The sequence below is a fragment of the Serratia sp. M24T3 genome (genome assembly GCF_000257645.1).
Lineage (GTDB): Bacteria > Pseudomonadota > Gammaproteobacteria > Enterobacterales > Enterobacteriaceae > Rouxiella.
This window is the reverse complement of the sequence record NZ_AJHJ01000002.1, coordinates 110205-127123: the sequence shown is the minus strand read 5'-3', so window position 1 is coordinate 127123 and position 16919 is coordinate 110205. Positions and strand designations below refer to the sequence as shown.

The 16919-nt window shown below is 48.4% G+C and carries 17 protein-coding genes; 9 read left to right on the top strand and 8 right to left on the bottom strand.

The window, feature by feature from the left end; all coding sequences use genetic code 11:
• The first annotated feature begins 76 nt into the window (after positions 1 to 76).
• Complete coding sequence (locus tag SPM24T3_RS02280) at positions 77 to 907, top strand: MBL fold metallo-hydrolase (protein WP_009635071.1); 831 nt, start codon at positions 77 to 79, stop codon at positions 905 to 907.
• A 74-nt stretch (positions 908 to 981) separates the two neighbouring features.
• Here the strand turns inward: SPM24T3_RS02280 and SPM24T3_RS02275 are convergent, their stop codons facing one another.
• Positions 982 to 1896, bottom strand: coding sequence for a DMT family transporter (locus SPM24T3_RS02275; RefSeq protein WP_009635070.1), 915 nt, complete (start codon positions 1894 to 1896; stop codon positions 982 to 984).
• A gap of 138 nt (positions 1897 to 2034) precedes the next feature.
• On the opposite strand from SPM24T3_RS02275, the gene gcvA reads away from it, so the two are divergent.
• Together gcvA and SPM24T3_RS02265 are read left to right on the top strand one after the other, a co-directional pair.
• Positions 2035 to 2928 carry a transcriptional regulator GcvA gene (gene gcvA, locus SPM24T3_RS02270; RefSeq protein ID WP_037377353.1) on the top strand — a complete coding sequence of 298 codons (894 nt, stop codon included), beginning with the start codon at positions 2035 to 2037 and terminating at the stop codon, positions 2926 to 2928.
• A gap of 28 nt (positions 2929 to 2956) precedes the next feature.
• Entirely contained in the window at positions 2957 to 3259 is a 303-nt protein-coding gene (locus SPM24T3_RS02265) for a putative quinol monooxygenase (protein WP_009635068.1), read from the top strand.
• 26 nt (positions 3260 to 3285) lie between these two features.
• Here the strand turns inward: SPM24T3_RS02265 and SPM24T3_RS02260 are convergent, their stop codons facing one another.
• Positions 3286 to 3822, bottom strand: coding sequence for a GNAT family N-acetyltransferase (locus SPM24T3_RS02260; protein WP_009635067.1), 537 nt, complete (start codon positions 3820 to 3822; stop codon positions 3286 to 3288).
• Between the two features lie 132 nt (positions 3823 to 3954).
• On the opposite strand from SPM24T3_RS02260, the gene SPM24T3_RS02255 reads away from it, so the two are divergent.
• A complete protein-coding gene (locus SPM24T3_RS02255; protein ID WP_009635066.1) occupies positions 3955 to 4596 on the top strand; it encodes a glutathione S-transferase family protein in 642 nt (213 codons plus the stop codon).
• Between the two features lie 77 nt (positions 4597 to 4673).
• Here SPM24T3_RS02255 and SPM24T3_RS02250 read toward each other — a convergent pair whose 3' ends face one another.
• Complete coding sequence (locus SPM24T3_RS02250) at positions 4674 to 4982, bottom strand: hypothetical protein (RefSeq protein ID WP_009635065.1); 309 nt, start codon at positions 4980 to 4982, stop codon at positions 4674 to 4676.
• Positions 4983 to 5406: 424 nt separating this feature from the next.
• On the opposite strand from SPM24T3_RS02250, the gene SPM24T3_RS02245 reads away from it, so the two are divergent.
• Positions 5407 to 5910 carry a DUF1543 domain-containing protein gene (locus tag SPM24T3_RS02245; RefSeq protein WP_009635064.1) on the top strand — a complete coding sequence of 168 codons (504 nt, stop codon included), beginning with the start codon at positions 5407 to 5409 and terminating at the stop codon, positions 5908 to 5910.
• Positions 5911 to 5951: 41 nt separating this feature from the next.
• Here the strand turns inward: SPM24T3_RS02245 and SPM24T3_RS02240 are convergent, their stop codons facing one another.
• Together SPM24T3_RS02240 and SPM24T3_RS02235 are read right to left on the bottom strand one after the other, a co-directional pair.
• Positions 5952 to 6377, bottom strand: a complete 426-nt coding sequence (locus SPM24T3_RS02240; RefSeq protein WP_009635063.1) for a cupin domain-containing protein — start codon at positions 6375 to 6377, stop codon at positions 5952 to 5954.
• A 220-nt stretch (positions 6378 to 6597) separates the two neighbouring features.
• On the bottom strand, positions 6598 to 7872 hold the full coding sequence (locus SPM24T3_RS02235) for a Glu/Leu/Phe/Val dehydrogenase (protein ID WP_009635062.1): 1275 nt from the start codon (positions 7870 to 7872) through the stop codon (positions 6598 to 6600).
• 381 nt (positions 7873 to 8253) lie between these two features.
• On the opposite strand from SPM24T3_RS02235, the gene SPM24T3_RS02230 reads away from it, so the two are divergent.
• Positions 8254 to 9690, top strand: coding sequence for an amino acid permease (locus tag SPM24T3_RS02230; RefSeq protein WP_009635061.1), 1437 nt, complete (start codon positions 8254 to 8256; stop codon positions 9688 to 9690).
• On the opposite strand, the gene SPM24T3_RS02225 is transcribed toward SPM24T3_RS02230, so the two are convergent.
• Positions 9665 to 10570 (bottom strand): LysR substrate-binding domain-containing protein, encoded by a 906-nt coding sequence (locus tag SPM24T3_RS02225; RefSeq protein ID WP_009635060.1) that lies wholly within the window; start codon positions 10568 to 10570, stop codon positions 9665 to 9667. The two genes, SPM24T3_RS02230 and SPM24T3_RS02225, sit on opposite strands and share 26 nt — an antisense overlap.
• 105 nt (positions 10571 to 10675) lie before the next feature.
• Between SPM24T3_RS02225 and SPM24T3_RS02220 the strand changes: the two genes are divergently transcribed.
• Entirely contained in the window at positions 10676 to 11398 is a 723-nt protein-coding gene (locus tag SPM24T3_RS02220; RefSeq protein WP_009635059.1) for a sulfite exporter TauE/SafE family protein, read from the top strand.
• A gap of 58 nt (positions 11399 to 11456) precedes the next feature.
• Here the strand turns inward: SPM24T3_RS02220 and SPM24T3_RS02215 are convergent, their stop codons facing one another.
• Positions 11457 to 12389: a LysR family transcriptional regulator gene (locus SPM24T3_RS02215; RefSeq protein WP_009635058.1), complete on the bottom strand. Its 933-nt coding sequence runs from the start codon at positions 12387 to 12389 to the stop codon at positions 11457 to 11459.
• A gap of 97 nt (positions 12390 to 12486) precedes the next feature.
• Between SPM24T3_RS02215 and SPM24T3_RS02210 the strand changes: the two genes are divergently transcribed.
• Positions 12487 to 13350, top strand: coding sequence for an oxidoreductase (locus SPM24T3_RS02210; RefSeq protein WP_009635057.1), 864 nt, complete (start codon positions 12487 to 12489; stop codon positions 13348 to 13350).
• 165 nt (positions 13351 to 13515) lie between these two features.
• Entirely contained in the window at positions 13516 to 15663 is a 2148-nt protein-coding gene (locus SPM24T3_RS02205; protein WP_009635056.1) for a glycoside hydrolase family 3 C-terminal domain-containing protein, read from the top strand.
• Between the two features lie 178 nt (positions 15664 to 15841).
• Here the strand turns inward: SPM24T3_RS02205 and SPM24T3_RS02200 are convergent, their stop codons facing one another.
• A complete protein-coding gene (locus SPM24T3_RS02200; protein ID WP_009635055.1) occupies positions 15842 to 16861 on the bottom strand; it encodes a LacI family DNA-binding transcriptional regulator in 1020 nt (339 codons plus the stop codon).
• Positions 16862 to 16919: the final 58 nt, after the last annotated feature.

Genomic DNA, 16919 nt, shown 5'->3' with positions numbered 1-16919 from the left:
TTTATGAACATGTCTTGACTCATCCCTCTGATCGGTTTCATTATTTTGTAATCGTAAATCATCAAAAGGAATAGTCATGTCTAAAGATTCTCTTAGTCACAAGCTTGGAAAAGCAGTGATCAACAAAATTTATGAAACCGATTTAGCTTTTAATTCCAATTTTCTATTCCCGGATTGGAAAAAAGAGTCTTCAGATTTGATCCTTAGCGTGCATGGTTGGCTGGTAAGGCATGAGGGGAAGATCTATTTAATCGACACTGGAATCGGCAAAGGTAAAAAGCGCACATCGCCGCTGTTTAACGACTTGGACTCACCCTTTTTACTGCGATTGGCAGAACAAGGGGTAAAACCGGAAGATGTTGACTATGTTTTAATGACCCATATTCATACCGATCACGTGGGCTGGAACACCTATTATAAAGACGGAAAATGGCAACCTACGTTTCCTAATGCACGCTATGTCTTTCCGCAAGAGGGTTACCAATATAACCTCAGTGATGAGGGGAAAGCCGTACCGGGTTATGCAGCCTTTGTTGACAGCGTGTTACCGGTAATTGAAGCAGGTCTGGCAGATTTTATTCCCGCAGCCGGTGGAGTGATTGACGGCAAATTCGAATATATTTCCACGCCGGGGCATTGTGCAGGCCATATGTCGATTCGTTTTAACGATGAAGGGGAAAATGCCTTATTTGCCGGAGATGTCATGCATAATCTCGAACAACTTCCTCATCCAGAATTGGTCTCGGTATTCTGTGTAGATAAACCGCTGGCTATTGCAACTCGTAAGCGAATTTTAGAACAGTCAGCCGAAAATCATACCTTGTATTTCAGCTCGCATTTTGCCGGTAGTTCTGTGGGTTATATTAATAAACAAGCTGGCCAGTTTGTCTGGCAACCTGTGGAATAATAGCTTTCTTATAGTCATGAATTAACCCCGCCTGTAGCTAAATAGTCGGGGTGTTATTGTAAATCCTTTGGCTATTATCTGAGATCGCCAGTAGATTGGACCGCGCTTTTTTTAGCCGGACTGACAATTAGCCAGATAGCGACGGCAACCACGGCACCTCCGTAATAAAAAGCTGGATTAAGCTGTTCACCGAGCACCAGATAACTCCACAAAATACCAAAAGGGGGAATCAGGAAGGTGACTGAAAGCGAGCGCATTGGGCCAATATCAGTAATAAGTTTGAAATAAAGAATATAGGCCAAGGCGGTGCAAATAAATCCAAGTGCTAAAAGGCTTGCCCAAACTTCTAAAATTGACCAATTAGTGACTGGGCTCACGACCATCGAAAAGCCAAAAAACGGCAATAAGAATAGGGTTGCACCGATTTGGCTACCGAAAGCGACAATCTTGGGATCCAGTCCGCCTTTATCTGATATCCACTTTCTGGTAAGAAAACCGGCAAAACCGTAGCAACTGGTAGCAATAAGGCAGGCCAATACGCCCCAGACCACATTATTGGCTGAGTTTAATTTATCCGTAGTGGTCACTAGCATAATGCCAATCAGTCCGAGAAATACGCCACTCCATTTTTTAACGCTCAGTTTTTCTTTGAATAAACAAAATCCGATTAGCGCGCCCATTAATGGCGTAGTGGCGTTAAGGATTGCAGAATAACCCGCCGGTAATAATCGAGCCGCTACACTGTACATGAGGAAGGGAAAGCCAGAATTAATAACGCCTAACAGTAATGAGGTCGTGGTTTTTCCCTGAAAGTTTATTTTGGTACGCATGACCAGCAAAATGCATCCAAGACCAATAAATCCAAACAGCACTCTAAAGAACGCGGTATTAATTGCACCCAAGGCTGGGGCAGCGATGCGCATAAACAGAAAACTTGCTCCCCATATTGCTGCCAAAAGTATCAATCTTACAAAATCTGCTGCTTTCATCTTTTTCTCGCCTCTCAGAGGTGTGGCCATTGATATTGATTATTAAAATCGTTGAGACTTTAGGCCAGAAATGCGCTTGATAACAAACCATTAATTCGCCTACAGTTGAGATTAACTAAACTCAATATGCGACCGGTTATGAAACTTCCTCCTTTACACGCCCTGATGTGTTTCGAAGCTGTGGCCAGGCATATGAGTATGAAAAAAGCGGCTGAGGAACTTTTTGTAACTCCGGGAGCGATTAGTCAGCAAATCGCCAAGCTTGAAGATTTGATGCAGGCGCGGCTGTTCGTTCGTGGACCGCGTTATTTAGAATTAACTTCGCAAGGGAGAATTTACCTCAGCGCCATAAAGCCGGCTTTCTTGCAGATAGAGGAAGCGACACAAAGATTAAAAGATGAAAAGTGCAATAATAAGCTGACTATTAGCTGTACCAGCGGCTTTGCCACCCAGTGGTTTCTTCCGCGTCTTCCCGAGTTTGAACAACTTAATCCGGGGGTGGAAGTGCAAATCAATACGACTAACCGAGTGGTTGATCTGCTCTCGGAAGGGGTTGATTTCGCGGTGCGGCACGGCCGGGGAAAATTTCCACGTCTGGAGTCAGAATTATTGCTAAACGATCACTATTCTGTCGTTTGTAGTCCAAATCTAATTTCTTCGGGTAACGCTATTACTGATCCTCGCGACCTGCTGGCTTATACTTTGCTGCACGATGAGCATCGTCTCGACTGGAAACTTTGGTTCACAGCCATGGGTTTAGAAGATGCCGATACTGACCGTGGTCCGGTTTTTGTGAAATCAAATGGCGTAATTGAGGCAGCGCTGGCAGCAAAAGGTATCGCCTTGATTAGAAAGTCTTTGATTGAGCAGGAGTTGGCACAAGGGCGGCTGTTAAGCTTGATATCAACCCCTAATAATGCGGGAACCAGCTATTTTCTGGTTTATGACGAGTCTGCACTTTTAACCCGTTTAGGAAGAAAGTTTAGAGATTGGATCGTGGCCAAAGCGACGTTTGAAACCGATAAAACTTAATTATTAAAAGTCAAAATGGAGCTATTTTATGTCTAGTGAAGTTAAACTGGTGGTGCTAATTACTACTCAGCCGGGCCGTGGTCAGGATCAAATTTCTGCTTTTGAGAAACTTGCGCCGCTGGTCAGAAAAGAAGAAGGCTGTATTGAATACGAGCTTTATCCCGTCGCAGAGCAGGCCGATCAGTTCGTATTGTTAGAGCGCTGGGCCTCTAAATCTGCGCTTGAAGCTCATGCGGCCAGCGCGCATATGGCGGCGGCCAGCAAACTTAATCCCGCTTTCCGAGCAGGTCCAGCAACCGTGTTGCACTTAGGTTCAAGCGTGGCCGTCTAATAACTCATCGCACCGTAAGATTAACTTTAGTTTAATCCGGTGCGGTATTCTTCAGCGCTAATTGTAAACATCAGACTTGCCGGGACATTAGGCGCATCATTAACTTTGCCTGAAAGTCGCAAACCCGATTTAATAAGCACACTCTGGGACGCCAAATGATTTTCTCTGACCGTGGCAGAAATGTGTTTTAGTCTCAAATTCTCGAAGCCGAACTGAATCGCACGACGTGAAAACTCGGTCGCAAGGCCTTTGCCCCAAGCTTCAGTAGCAAATCGATAGCCTAAATTGTTGATAGTCAGATTCTTGAAATTGCGAATGCTCAATCCACCAAAGCCGATGATTTTATCGGGTGAGTCGATAGAGGTTATTGCCCAACAGCCAAAACCGTTTTTATGCCAATGTGTTAACCAGGCAGTCAAAACAGACTCGGCGTAATGTTTGTCTGGATAAGGTCCTGCGGGATTAAACTGATTAGTCGCCGGATCGCCGTAAATTCGAAATAAATCGTCGAGATCGCTAGCCCGAATCGGGCGCAGAATAAGTCTTTCAGATGTTATCTGCACATTAAGTCCTTTAAGTTGTGCTTTTGTTGATCCTAAAATACACACTAAACGTTTATGATTCAGTAGATTGCCAGGACAAAAATTAGCATAAGATATCGATTAGGCAATCAGACAATATTTACAGGAGATGACATGCTCAAGATTTGGGGACGTAAAACCTCTTCTAACGTGCAGGCGCTGATGTGGTGCGTAGAGGAGTTAAATCTGCCTTATGAACGTTATGATATTGGCCATAAGTTTGGTGGTAATAATACGCCTGAGTTTCTGGCGATGAATCCAAACGGCACCGTGCCGGTTTTACGTGATGGAGACGGTGACGCTATTTGGGAGACTGGAGCCATTTTGCGCTACCTAGCCAGCCGGTATGGATCTGAGGAGTTTTGGCCTCAGGATCTTCAGAAACGGGCCAATATCGATAAATGGGCTGAGTGGGCGAAGATTAACGTGGCGGCCTGTTTTACTGGGCCTGTTTTTTGGCGCGTAGTAAGAACGGCGAGCAAAGACAGAGATCCACAGGCCATCGCTGATGCGCTTAGTGTCTTACATAAAAATTTGCAGATTGCCGAAGCACAGCTCAGCAACAATCGATTTCTGGCGGGTAATGGTTTTACACTGGCTGATATTCAGTTTGGTCATCTTTTGTATCGTTATTACGATATTGCTATTGAGCGAGCCAATTTTCCTGCCATTGAGAATTACTATGAACAACTCAAGCAGGGTTCTGCATTCAAGGAACACGTCATGGTTTCATACGAAGATCTACGGGTAGAATAGAATCTTAAAGGGCTGTTCTGAGGATCGGAGTATTTTTATACCGAGGCCCTTTAATATACCGAATCACAGTGAAAAGGTTAATTCAAAAACGACCAGCTATCACACCAGACGCCCATGCGGATCAGTTGATGTTTGAATTTCCCAAACACTTCCATAAAACGACGATCGCGCATGATTTGCGGTTTTTTTTGTTCAATACCCATTTCATCAAGGGCTTGCCAGGCGGCAAGTCTTACTGAAAACACGAAATCATTTTGCAGCATGCTTAGCAAAAGGCCCTGGCTTAATGCATTAGGAAACTGACGAAGTTCTTTGATCAAATTCAACCGAATACGAAAGTCAGTTTTATCTGTAGAACGTTGAGTGGCGTCAGTAATATCGATCATAAAGCAGATTGTCCTTACGAGGCTTTTTGTGGCGATGCTCTTAATTTACGAGTAGCGCACACTTTAAGGTTCCTTTTGTAAATTCGTGTACAAGGACCGTAAATTTGTTGAAGCCATCGTCTCTTGATATGTCGACACCCGGCACTGTTTTGCACGACTCAATTGGGGTAGAGAATAAATAAAATTTTTAAACAGCAATTTCATTCAACAAAGTAGGGCTAAAAATCGTGGTAAGTGCTTTCTCAACCCTGAAAATTACATTCCAAGGCAGTGATTCTATCGAAGTGGCGGCGCACACACCGCACCGCCTATTTATACCCGCGCCTTAAAGTATGCTGCGCCATCCTTATATAGTTTTTTATATAGCGATTATGCGATGATACTGACTTTCAAAGCTCTATGACCTATCAATAAGGAAAGCAGCGTGCACCTGTATATGTTTTATGTTGGCGGAAATGCTGGAAAATCTAATATCGAAGTTCACGATATTCAATTTGTTGCTGCCAATGAGCCGGAACATGCCTGGCCTACATTGCGTGAGGCCTGGTTTGGGGATGCGGATAAAATTCATGTTGATGGCTATGCGCGAATTACCTGGGCAGACGGCTATAAAGTCACGCTTTCGCAAACTCCTTCAGCGGATAATAAAAAACTGTTTTTCGTGAATGCGGGCGCTTACGACCCTTCATCTCTCGCCGAGCTGCATGCGTTTGATCTGTTTGTTGCCGAAGATGCTGCCGAAGCCAAAGTCAAAGGTATGGAGTCGTTGCTAAAAGGCAAATTCCATCAGCACAAAGACAATCTGAAAGATGTCGATGACTGTATTCTGCTCGATAAAATAGGCGATCTTTATGTTCATCTGACTCTGAGCAGTGGCGGAAAACCGTTCCAGCCTGAATGGCAGGGTTATCAGCCTATTGGTATTTAATTGCTTTCTATGGCCCCGCAAAGCCGGGGCCAAAGCAATATTTATTGTTGTGCAGCAATCACATCGACAACCACTAATGGCTCTTTGCCACTGTTAGTCAGGCCGTGGGATTCACCTTTACGCACGATTGTAATATCACCCGCTTTAACGGGATAATCTTTACCGTCGGTGTCTTTAAAGGTTCCAGTACCCGAAATGATGACATAAGCATCTTCGTTATCTTTATGCTGGTGATAACCAATGGAATCGCCCGGTTTGATGGTTAGCCAGCTCAGCTCTTTGATAGCCTGATCTGGTTTGGCTTTGTCTCGGGTGAAAGCAAATGCAGCATCTACCGTTCCTTTGCCACCGCCCAAACCTTTCTTTTCGACTTTCTGCTGTTGTTCTTTGGTAATGACCTGCGCGTTTGCCCAGGCAGCAGGTAACATAGTGGCCATACACAATAAAGCAGTTGTTAATTTACGCATTATTTCACCCAGTTATTATATTAATCCATTATCCAGAAACGCATTCGTATTCTGGTCTTTTCAGTATTTGTAATACTACTAAGCTTATGCCAGAAAAACTTACCAAATACATTACTAAAAAGTGACATGATAAAAAAACCGCCTGATTTATTCGAGGCGGTTTTTAAATTCATGCTATGGCTATTTCTAGTTATTAAACATTCTATAGTAAATAACTTAATTAACCCGGATAAATGCCGCGATCTTTACGCGCCATAAGAATGCGTTCACAGGCGACAATATAGGCAGCGGTGCGAAGCGAGCACTCTTTATCTTTGGCTTTTTCCCAGACGTGAACCATGGCATCGGTCATTATTTTATCCATGCGCGCGTTGATTTCTTCTTCGCTCCAGAAGAAGCTGGCCATGTCCTGTACCCATTCAAAATAGCTGACCGTTACGCCGCCCGCATTACAAACCACGTCGGGGACAATAATCACGCCGCATGAAGTCAGAATATCGTCTGCCTCTGGGTAAGTCGGGCCGTTTGCCCCTTCAAGCACCAGTTTACAGGAGATTTTTTCGGCTCTTTCGCGAGTAATTTGGCCCTCGAGCGCCGCCGGGATAAGAATATCCATCTCGGTGGTCCAAAGTGCTTCACTGTCGATTTCTTTAGCGCCCGGGAAGCCGGCGATTTGCTTGTGCTTGATCTGCCAGTCGCTGAGCGCGGCCATATCAATGCCCTGGTCGTTAAACAGAGTTGCGGTATGGTCCTGGATCACCACGATACGCGAGCCTGTTTCTGCGAAAAGCCGCGCGGCTTCGCTTCCCACGTTACCAAACCCCTGCACGGCAACTCTTGCACCTTCGGTTTCAATTCCTGCGCGGCGCGCCACCTCGCGGCCGGTAACAAACACCCCGCGACCCGTGGCTTTTTCACGGCCTAAGGAGCCGCCGAGGTGGATAGGTTTGCCGGTCACGACGCCGGTAATGGTGGTGCCATGATTCATGGAGTAGGTATCCATCATCCAGGCCATGACTTTGCTATTGGTGCCGACGTCCGGTGCCGGAATATCTTTTTGTGGGCCAATAATTACGCCGATTTCGCTGGTATAGCGACGAGTGAGTCTTTCCAGTTCGCCTTCAGACAGCTTGAAGGGATCGACGCGAATGCCGCCTTTGGCACCGCCGTAAGGCAAGTTAACCGCCGCACATTTTATGGTCATCCATGCAGAAAGGGCCATTACCTCGTTGAGGTCAACGTCTGGATGATAACGGATGCCGCCTTTACCAGGCCCGCGCGAAAGGTTGTGCTGCACGCGATAGCCTTCGAAATGACGAATAGTGCCGTCATCCATTTGCAACGGAATATCAACAATGAGTGCGCGTTTCGGATGACGCAGGGTATCTATCCAGCGGGACAATTCGCCTAAATAAGGTGCCACGCGATCGATTTGGCGCAGGTAGGTAGTCCAGGGAGATGTACTGCTTTCAGACGCGTAAGATAGCTTTTCCATATGGAGCCTTTTTAAATAAAGTGATTTATTTTGTGAAGCTGTGGAAGAAGAGTGCATTTAACTAATCGGTTTTGAGTTTATCAGCTTTCTTAAAAAGAGTGAGTAGGGGCCGCGGGAAGGGTGCACCTTTTTAGGGCAACATTTCATTGGTTTTATGAATAATTAAGCAATTTACAACAGGGTTATGGGTGAATTACTATGCATTTAATATTCATTAAAGTGCATAAAAAATATTTTTTCCTCAATTATCAGAACTTTGAAATGAGTCATAAAGTGAATGAAATGGTGTTTTTACGTATTGACTTTGTTAATAGCTGAAGCCAGCATGCATCCCTCTATCGGCCGCTCCATGGCATTCACTTCAAGGTTAAAGGAAATGCAATGACCCATAAGAAAACGGAACGGCAGGTAACCCCTGCCGGTAAGCTCGATGCCCCCGATAAACTCCAGCGCGGACTGAGCGAACGCCATATTCAGATGATCGCTCTGGGTGGTGCCATTGGCACCGGATTGTTTATGGGGGCAGGAAAAAATATCGCTGTATCAGGGACTTCAATTCTCATCATCTACATGTTGGTGGGCTTTTTTATGTATATGGTTATGAGAGCGATGGGCGAGCTGCTGCTCACAAAGCTCGATTACCGCTCTTTTGCCGATTTTGTTGCCGATTATCTGGGGCCTAAAGCGAGCTTTTATCTTGGATGGTCTTACTGGCTAAGCTGGGTGGTGACCTGTATTGCGGACGTGGTGGTTTGCGGCGGTTACATGCAGTACTGGTTTCCGGAAATGTCTGCCTGGATCCCGGCTTTATTTACCCTTGGCATTCTGTGTCTGTTCAATTTACTTTCGGTAAAAATGTTCGGCGAAGCGGAATTTTGGTTCGCGCTCATTAAGGTAGTGACGATTATTGCATTGATCCTGACCGGCGGATGGATGGTAGCGAGCGGTTGGACATCCCCGGACGGCGTTCACGCTTCGATGCACAATCTTACCGATCCAGCGGTGTTTATGCCGCACGGCATCAGCGGTTTTCTGGCTGGTTTTCAGATTGCAATTTTCTCTTATACCGGTATTGAGCTGCTGGGGACAATGACTGCAGAGACCAAAAATCCGCAAAAAATCCTACCGAAAGCGATAAATGCGCTGCCTTTAAGAATTATAATTTTCTATATGCTGTCGATGACGGTAATTATTGCCGTGACTTCATGGTCAGCAATTTCACCTGATTCTAGCCCGTTTGTGCTGTTGTTCGCCAAGGCAGGCTTACCAGCGGCGGCGGCAGTGATTAATTTCGTGGCGCTAACTTCTGCAATGTCGTCGGCAAACAGCGGTGTTTATTCCAGTACTCGCATGCTTTATGGCCTGTCTATTGAGAAACATGCGCATTGGCAATTCCGAATTCTTTCCAGAACCACGTCTATTCCAATTCACAGTCTGTTTTTCTCATGTTTTTGCATGTTGAGCGGCACTTTATTGCTGTTTTTGGTACCGAACGTCATGACGCTGTTTACCATTGTCTCAACGCTGGCGGCCATTCTGGTAATCTACAGCTGGGCAATGATCCTGGTGGCGTATCTGGTTTATCGCCAAAAGCGCCCTGATCTGCATGAGAAATCGACCTTTAAAATGCCCGCTGGCATTGTGATGAGCTGGCTGACGTTAGCGTTCTTTGCTTTCACTATCATAATCATGCTGTTTGACCCTGATACGCTGGCGGCGTTATGTGCTTCGCCGTTGTGGTTTGTGTTGCTGTTTGTTTTCTGGAAAGTGAAACAGAAAAAAGAACAGGTGCTCAAAGCGGTAGATCAGCGAGCTTGATATCCCTCTGACCCTGCGATACCAGCCAGTCTTCGAAGGCGCGGTGAAGCAGGGTTTTCTGAACCCCCACGGGTGTCAGCGCATAATACTGGTTCGGAGCCACAGTTATTTTCGCAAACAGCGGTTGAAGATTACCTCGGGCGATCTCCTGCGAAAGCGTGTTTATGGGTCCCAATCCTACCCCAATTCCCTCCAGCATCGCGTGCAATGAAACGTGAAAATGATCGTAGCGCCGTATGCCGTTACCCGCTGATTTATCCAGCCCTGCAGCCTTGAGCCACAGATTCCATTGGCCGGGACGCGTCAGGGTTTCAATACGCGGGCAGCTGAAAATATCTAATGGCCGTTCAATGGCATAGCGCTTAAGCAATGCCGGTGAGGCCATCAGGCAGTGGTGGTCTTGCAGGAATGGAATCGCCGAATATTCTGTGCTGCTGGTTTCACGTCGAATCAACAGATCATAGTGGCCAATATTGTGCAGCTGTTCAGTATTAGCGGTTGAGATTTGCAAATTGGCGTCTGGAAAACGGGCATAAAAATCATCTAACCGTGGCAGCAGCCATTTCAGGCTTAGCGTAGTCGGGACACTCACGTTGAACACATTATTACGACCGCCATTCCCATAGCGCAGCGCAATATCAGACAAAGTATCAAAAGCCCCGCCCAGCTCGCGCGCCAGCGTCAGGGCATAGGGTGTCGGCACTCGCCGCTGCCCCTGTTTAATAAACAAATTAACGCCGAACCATTTTTCCACCACCTGGATATGCCTGCTGACAGCGCCGTGAGTAATGTAGAGTTCTCTTGCGGCGGCAGTATAGCTACCGGCGTGGCAGGCAACGAAAAACGCTTTCAACGCTGCTAAAGGAGGGAGTGAATGCACGGCTTGTCCTTTTTAATCACAGTCCTGTGATGTTTTATCACGAGTCAGTCATTTTTCTAACCGTTATCATTACAATCATGACTGATGAAATAGGGCAATAGCATGATGTATTTTGTGATTATAGCAATCGGTGTTATCGCAGGTGTCATTAGCGGCGTGGTGGGTACTGGCGCATCAATAATGTTATTACCGGCTTTGGCATTTAATTTTGGCCCTAAGGCAGCGATGCCGATCATGGCGATTGCTGCCATTATGGGTAATATTTCCCGGGTGATTCTCTGGCGTAAAGATATCAACGTTAAGGCTTTGCTGCTTTATTCGCTACCCGGTGTTCCGGCCGCCGTGCTAGGTGCCAACACGTTATGGATTATGCCAGTCAGGTTATCTAATCTTTGTATTGGATTGTTTTTCCTATTACTTATCCCGCTTAGGCGCTGGGCCAAGGCTCGTAACTGGACGCTATACGGCTGGCAGCTGGCGCTGACGGGGGCGATAGTCGGCTTTCTGACCGGCGTGGTTTTTTCAACCGGGCCACTGACCATTCCAATTTTCGCCGGTTATGGTTTGGTTAAAGGGGCGCTGCTGTCCACCGAAGCCGCCGCCTCATTTGCTATTTATCTCGCTAAAGCCACTACTTTTGAAACTCTGGGTGCGATGCCGTGGCCAGTGTTTATCAGTGGTCTGCTGGTGGGCAGCACCCTGATTGCAGGCATGGTTATCGGCAAAAAATTTGTTATCAAAATGAGTGAGAAGACCTTTAACTCTTTAATTGATGCCTTGTTGCTTTTGGCAGGTGCTTCATTGCTTTATGATTTTTTAAGTGCTTGATATGTTTTCGACCTCAGTTTTGGTTTGATAAGCATGGCGCTGAGGATCATGGTCATCGTCAAGCTTGGTTGTTGTTATGCTCGCGGAGGGAATCATTATTTTCGCGAATAAAATCAATAAACGCCTTAAGCGGAGTCGGAACCAGACGTCGGTCGGGGTAATAGAGATATGGCCCCGGAAAATGTTGCCACCAGTGCGGTAAAACGGCTTCCAACTCGCCCTTTTCAAGCGCTGGCTGCAGCCATTGCTCAAACAGCTGAATAATACCCCCGCCGGCAATGGCGGTAGCGACGGCAAGATCCACCGCCGCGCCTATACTGACAATCAGAGGGCCGTTCGGTTGGATACGTACCACTTCACCAAGATGCTCGAATTCCCAATCCGGGATCACCCCACTGGCAAAGCGCCCGCGAATACAGCGATGCTGTAACAGTTCACCTGGATGCTGTGGGCGGCCGTAGGTGTTGAGATAGTCGGGGGAGGCGGCGACGGCAAAACGCTGTTTTCGAGCGCCAATCGGTAGGGCGATCACGTCCTGCTCCAGGCATTCGTCATAGCGGATACCGGCATCGCAGCCTTCGCGGAAGACATCCTGAACGTTACTTTCGGCAACGATTTCCAGCTGAATATCAGGATAACGTTTTAGAAAGGCAGGAACTATTGACGGCAATACCAGCCGCGCGGCGCTGACGGGAACATTGAGCCGAAGAGTGCCTGAAGGCGTATCGCGAAAGCGATTGACCACGTCGAGCGCCGCGTCTACCTCGTTCATTGCAGGCATCAGGCGCTCCATTAATGCCCGTCCGACCTCGGTAAGCGCCACGGTTCTTGTTGTACGATTAAATAACCTGACTCCCAGCTGCTGCTCAGCGCGGCGCACCGCATCGCTGAGGCGAGAAGGGTTACTGCCGGTGATGCGCGCCGCCTCGCGAAAACCACCCGCTTTTGCCACCGCGACTACAGCATGCAGTAATGCAATATCCAGAGCCATTGTTCGTTATCCCGTACAGTTTGTCGTCATTTACCCAGATAGTTGCACAGTCGGGATGGCTATACAATCAGCAGGTCACTCACTCAGGAGATGTTCCATGTCCCAATTGACTCAAAGTTACCGTTTAGGCGATCGTTCTGTTCCACGTATCGGTTTTGGCGCGATGCAATTGGCCGGACCCGGTGTTTTCGGACCACCGGCCGATGAGGCTCGCGCCATTCAGGTGCTGCACGATGCACTCCAGGCTGGCGTTCGTCATATTGATACCAGTGATTTTTACGGCCCGCACGTTACAAATCAGTTAATCAAAAAGGCGCTTCATCCTTATAAAGACGATCTGGTTATTGTCACCAAAGTAGGCGCATTTCGTGACAGTAAAGGCGGATGGTTACCGGCTTTCAGTGCCGAACAGTTAGAGCGTGCGGTTGAAGATAACTTGCGCAATCTCGGGCTGGATGTGTTGGACGTGGTTAACTTGCGCAGCATGTTTAGCGTGCATGAGCCTGCCGAGGGATCGCTGGAAGCACCGCTTGAAGCTTTAATCAAGTTGAAGGACAGGGGGCTAATTCGTCACATTGGCCTTAGCAACGTTACCGCCAGGCAAATCAGCGATGGCCAAAAAATGACCCCGATAGCCTGTGTGCAAAACCTCTATAATCTGGCGAATCGTCAGGGGGACGAGCTGATTGATAAGTTGGCCGAACAGGAGATTGCCTGGGTGCCGTTCTTCCCGCTGGGCGGTTTTACACCGCTGCAAAATACTCAGCTTACTGAAGTCGCCGCGTCTTTGGAGGCTACGCCGATGCAGGTTGCTCTGGCTTGGTTGCTGCAACGGTCGCCCAATATTTTGCTTATCCCCGGCACCTCATCGCCACAGCATTTGCAGGAAAATCTGGCCGCCGCGCAGTTAACGCTTCCGGCAGATGCGCTGCAAAAACTCAATCAGATAGCCAAAAGCTAGCAGGAGTTTACCCATCCTGACGCTCTTGCCTTCTGGCTCCGAGGGCAAGGCGTTTGATGCCAATAACACGTTATGTTGCTTTACCGCTACTGTGATTTGCTAGGTTAACTACTGTTTATTGAGGTAATCCATTCAGGAAGCCGCCGCAGCAACAGGAGAAAGCAAGTGAAATACAGTTGGCAACATGAAGGCCTGACCGCCGATCAGAAAGCAGAAATTGTACTCAACGAGATGACCGAAGAGGAAAAGTTCTCCTGGCTTTCCGCGCCGATGGCGATCCCGATGGGCGATGAACCGCTGCCCGAGGGCGCGATTGGTTCTGCCGCCTATTATCCCGCCATTCCTCGACTGGGCATTCCGGCTATGCAGCAGAGCGATGCCAGTCTTGGGGTCTCCGCTTTGGGCAATGTTCGCCCCGGAGATAACGCCACCGCGCTGGCTTCAAGCCTGTTACTGGCCTCGACTTTCAACCCGCAAATGGCGCAATTAACCGGTGAATTAGTCGGACGCGAAGCTTTCGCCAAAGGATTCAATGTCCAACTGGCCGGCGGCGCTAATCTCATTCGTGAGCCGAGAGGCGGGCGAAATTTCGAATATCTTTCCGAAGACCCCTTACTGACTGGTGTGATGGCTGGGCATTCGGTGCGCGGTATTCAGTCGCAGCACGTGGTTTCGACCATCAAACATTTTGCTGTCAACGCTCAGGAAACCGGCCGCGTGGTGGTCAGTTCCGATCTGGACGAAGCTGCAATGCGCGAGTCGGATTTACTGGCCTTTGAAATCGCCAATGAGATAGGTCAACCGGGAGCGGTAATGCCCGGCTATAACCTGATTAACGGTGAGTGGGCGTCCGAGAATGATTTTTTGCTCAACAAAGTGCTTAAGGGCGACTGGCAGTATCCCGGCTGGGTGATGTCCGATTGGGGCGCGACTCATTCTGCTGCCAAAGCCGCGCTGGCCGGGCTTGATGTGCAGTCTGGCAGCAATCTTGACTCGCAAGTTTGGTTTGATCAACCGCTGCGCAAGGCGGTTGCCCGCGGTGAGGTTTCACAGGGTCGTATTGATGAAATGGTGCGACGCATTTTGCGCAGTCTGTTCGCGGTGGGTGCAGTCGAGCATCCGGCAACGCCGTTTGGGCCTATTGATTATATGGCCCATCGTTTGACTGCGCAGCGCGAGGCAGAGCAGGGCATTGTGTTATTGAAGAATGAAAATCACAGCCTACCGTTGAAAAAAGGTGCTAAAAAACTGCTGGTAGTCGGTGGCCACGCTGACCACGGCGTGCTGGCCGGTGGCGGCTCGTCGGCGGTCACTCCGGTGGGTAGCCTGCGCTTGCCGGGCATCAATTTTATGGGCATCGAAACTGAAAAAGTATTCCAGCCATCCTCACCGCTGTGGGCAATTCGCGCAGAATCCAACGCAGCGGAGGTGCTTTTTGCCCACGGAAACGATGTTGCCGAAGCCGTGCGTTTAGCTCGTGAAGCCGATGCGGTCATTGTTTTTGCCGATGAATGGCGTTCCGAGGCGTTGGATGCACAGGGGCTTGAATTAGACGCCGAGAAAAATCATCTTATTTCGCGCCTTGCCGCTGAAAATTCGCTTACCATCGTGGTGCTGGAGACCGGTGGTCCCGTTACTCTGCCGTGGCTCGATAAAGTGCCTGCGGTGCTTGAGGCCTGGTATCCCGGATCGGGCGGCGGCGAGGCGATCGCCGGGGTGCTATTTGGCCGCGTTAATCCGTCCGGTAAATTGCCGGTGACTTTCCCGGCCAGCGAGCAACAGTTGCCGCATCCTGAACAGGTTGATCCTACCACCACGACCTCATTACCCGGCAGTCCGGTGAAGGGCGGCATAATTCATGTCGATTATAATGTCGAAGGCTCGGACGTTGGTTATCGCTGGCATGCTCGTACTGGGCAAGCGCCGTTATTTCCCTTCGGTTTTGGGCTGTCTTATACCGAATTTACCTATAACGACCTTCAGGTGCGCGCCGACGGCGAGAGTGTTTATGTCACGTTGACGGTGCAAAACATCGGCGATCGCGCTGGCGCAGAAATTCCTCAGATCTACCTTCATCCGGCCAGCAAAAGCTATGTGCCACGGCTGGCGGCTTTTGAACGGGTCGATTTGCAAGCCGGGGAAAGTAAAACCCTGACATTAAGGCTTGAGCCAAGGGTCATTGCCAACTGGGATAGCGACGAAGGATTGTGGCGGATTGAGGGCGGAAATTATGTGGTTATCGCCGCCAAAAATGCCTGCGCACCGATATTGCAGTCAAATATTGCTATCAAACCACGGCGATTTGGCTATTAGCTTATATTAGATTAGATCGTAAATTATTAAACAATGACACACCCGGCGATGGCCGGGTTTTTATTGTGCGATATTGGTTATCGGTATTCACTTTCACTGCGGATGGACTCCCGCCATCATCAATCAAAGCAACGTTTCTGCACACTATTAAGGTGCACAGATTGAGCATGGATTTTACTCAATCCATATTCTCTGCCGTCATCACCTTGAATTCGACCTTGCCGTCGGAATAAATGTCCGGCTGAAAGTTATCCTCCAGCGCTCTTAACATTAGGCTAAGAGCCAAACGGGCATGCTGGCGCGCGTTTTGATCCAAGGTAAATGACAGGATGTCGCTCTCAAGCAATTTCCGGGTAAGGTCGTAAAGTTCATGGGTGATGTAATGACATTTCCCCTGTAACTTGTGCCTTGCCAGTGCCTCGCTGACCTCGGTATTCACGTCACCGGTGTTATAAATACCAATGATGTTTCGCGACTGTGCCAGATTTTGTTCAAGCAGGCGGCGCAGCGTTTCGCGGTGATCTTCTCCCGCCAACACTTCTCTTAGCTTGATATCAGGGGATTTCTGCTGCAAAACCTGCTTGAATCCCTCGACTCGATGCTGGTGGGCGATAAAGTCAAAACGCCCGCTGACCACCAGTACCTCTCCGGGTTGACGCAACATTTTGGCCATTAACAATCCGGCAGTGCGGCCTGCCTGAAGCTGATTAATGCCTACGTGACACAGGCGTTTAACATCCGGAAGATCAGTGACTAGCGTGATCACCGGCACGCCATTTTTTTTACACCGTGCCAGGGCGTCATAAATAGCCGGATGATTTTGCGCAAATACAATAATGCCATCACGTTGGCCACTGCATTTAATAATATGTTGCGCCAGCTTTTCTGGCTGAGATTCAGAAATTAGCGTGCGATGTAACGTTAAACGCCGATAGCCTAACGAGCTGGCAACCTCGCTGAAATCCACCGCCAGTTTTTGGAAAAAATAAGTATCGTTCGAGCTGAGGATGACCTCAACCTGCCACGGGCTTTTACGTTCCTCGGGCAAGGTACGATTTAACCCTGCTTCTTTTGCCGCCCGTAAGACTTTGCGGGTTGTTTCCGGAGACACACCACCGCGTTCGTTCAACACTCTATCCACTGTGGCTACACCCACTCCGGCCATTTTGGCCAGCGTATCGAGGGTCAGCTTTTTCATCCGAATTCCTTGCGAAGATATGACGATAACACCGCCAGTTTAATCAGCGCTTTGGGTT

Excerpts from the sequence above, each read along its gene's own strand:
- SPM24T3_RS02280 (WP_009635071.1), top strand. The coding sequence starts at position 77 with ATGTCTAAAGATTCTCTTAGTCACAAGCTTGGAAAAGCAGTGATCAAC.
- SPM24T3_RS02275 (WP_009635070.1), bottom strand. The coding sequence starts at position 1,896 with ATGAAAGCAGCAGATTTTGTAAGATTGATACTTTTGGCAGCAATATGG.
- gcvA (WP_037377353.1), top strand. The coding sequence starts at position 2,035 with ATGAAACTTCCTCCTTTACACGCCCTGATGTGTTTCGAAGCTGTGGCC.
- SPM24T3_RS02265 (WP_009635068.1), top strand. The coding sequence starts at position 2,957 with ATGTCTAGTGAAGTTAAACTGGTGGTGCTAATTACTACTCAGCCGGGC.
- SPM24T3_RS02255 (WP_009635066.1), top strand. The coding sequence starts at position 3,955 with ATGCTCAAGATTTGGGGACGTAAAACCTCTTCTAACGTGCAGGCGCTG.
- SPM24T3_RS02250 (WP_009635065.1), bottom strand. The coding sequence starts at position 4,982 with ATGATCGATATTACTGACGCCACTCAACGTTCTACAGATAAAACTGAC.
- SPM24T3_RS02240 (WP_009635063.1), bottom strand. The coding sequence starts at position 6,377 with ATGCGTAAATTAACAACTGCTTTATTGTGTATGGCCACTATGTTACCT.
- SPM24T3_RS02235 (WP_009635062.1), bottom strand. The coding sequence starts at position 7,872 with ATGGAAAAGCTATCTTACGCGTCTGAAAGCAGTACATCTCCCTGGACT.
- SPM24T3_RS02230 (WP_009635061.1), top strand. The coding sequence starts at position 8,254 with ATGACCCATAAGAAAACGGAACGGCAGGTAACCCCTGCCGGTAAGCTC.
- SPM24T3_RS02220 (WP_009635059.1), top strand. The coding sequence starts at position 10,676 with ATGTATTTTGTGATTATAGCAATCGGTGTTATCGCAGGTGTCATTAGC.
- SPM24T3_RS02215 (WP_009635058.1), bottom strand. The coding sequence starts at position 12,389 with ATGGCTCTGGATATTGCATTACTGCATGCTGTAGTCGCGGTGGCAAAA.
- SPM24T3_RS02210 (WP_009635057.1), top strand. The coding sequence starts at position 12,487 with ATGTCCCAATTGACTCAAAGTTACCGTTTAGGCGATCGTTCTGTTCCA.
- SPM24T3_RS02200 (WP_009635055.1), bottom strand. The coding sequence starts at position 16,861 with ATGAAAAAGCTGACCCTCGATACGCTGGCCAAAATGGCCGGAGTGGGT.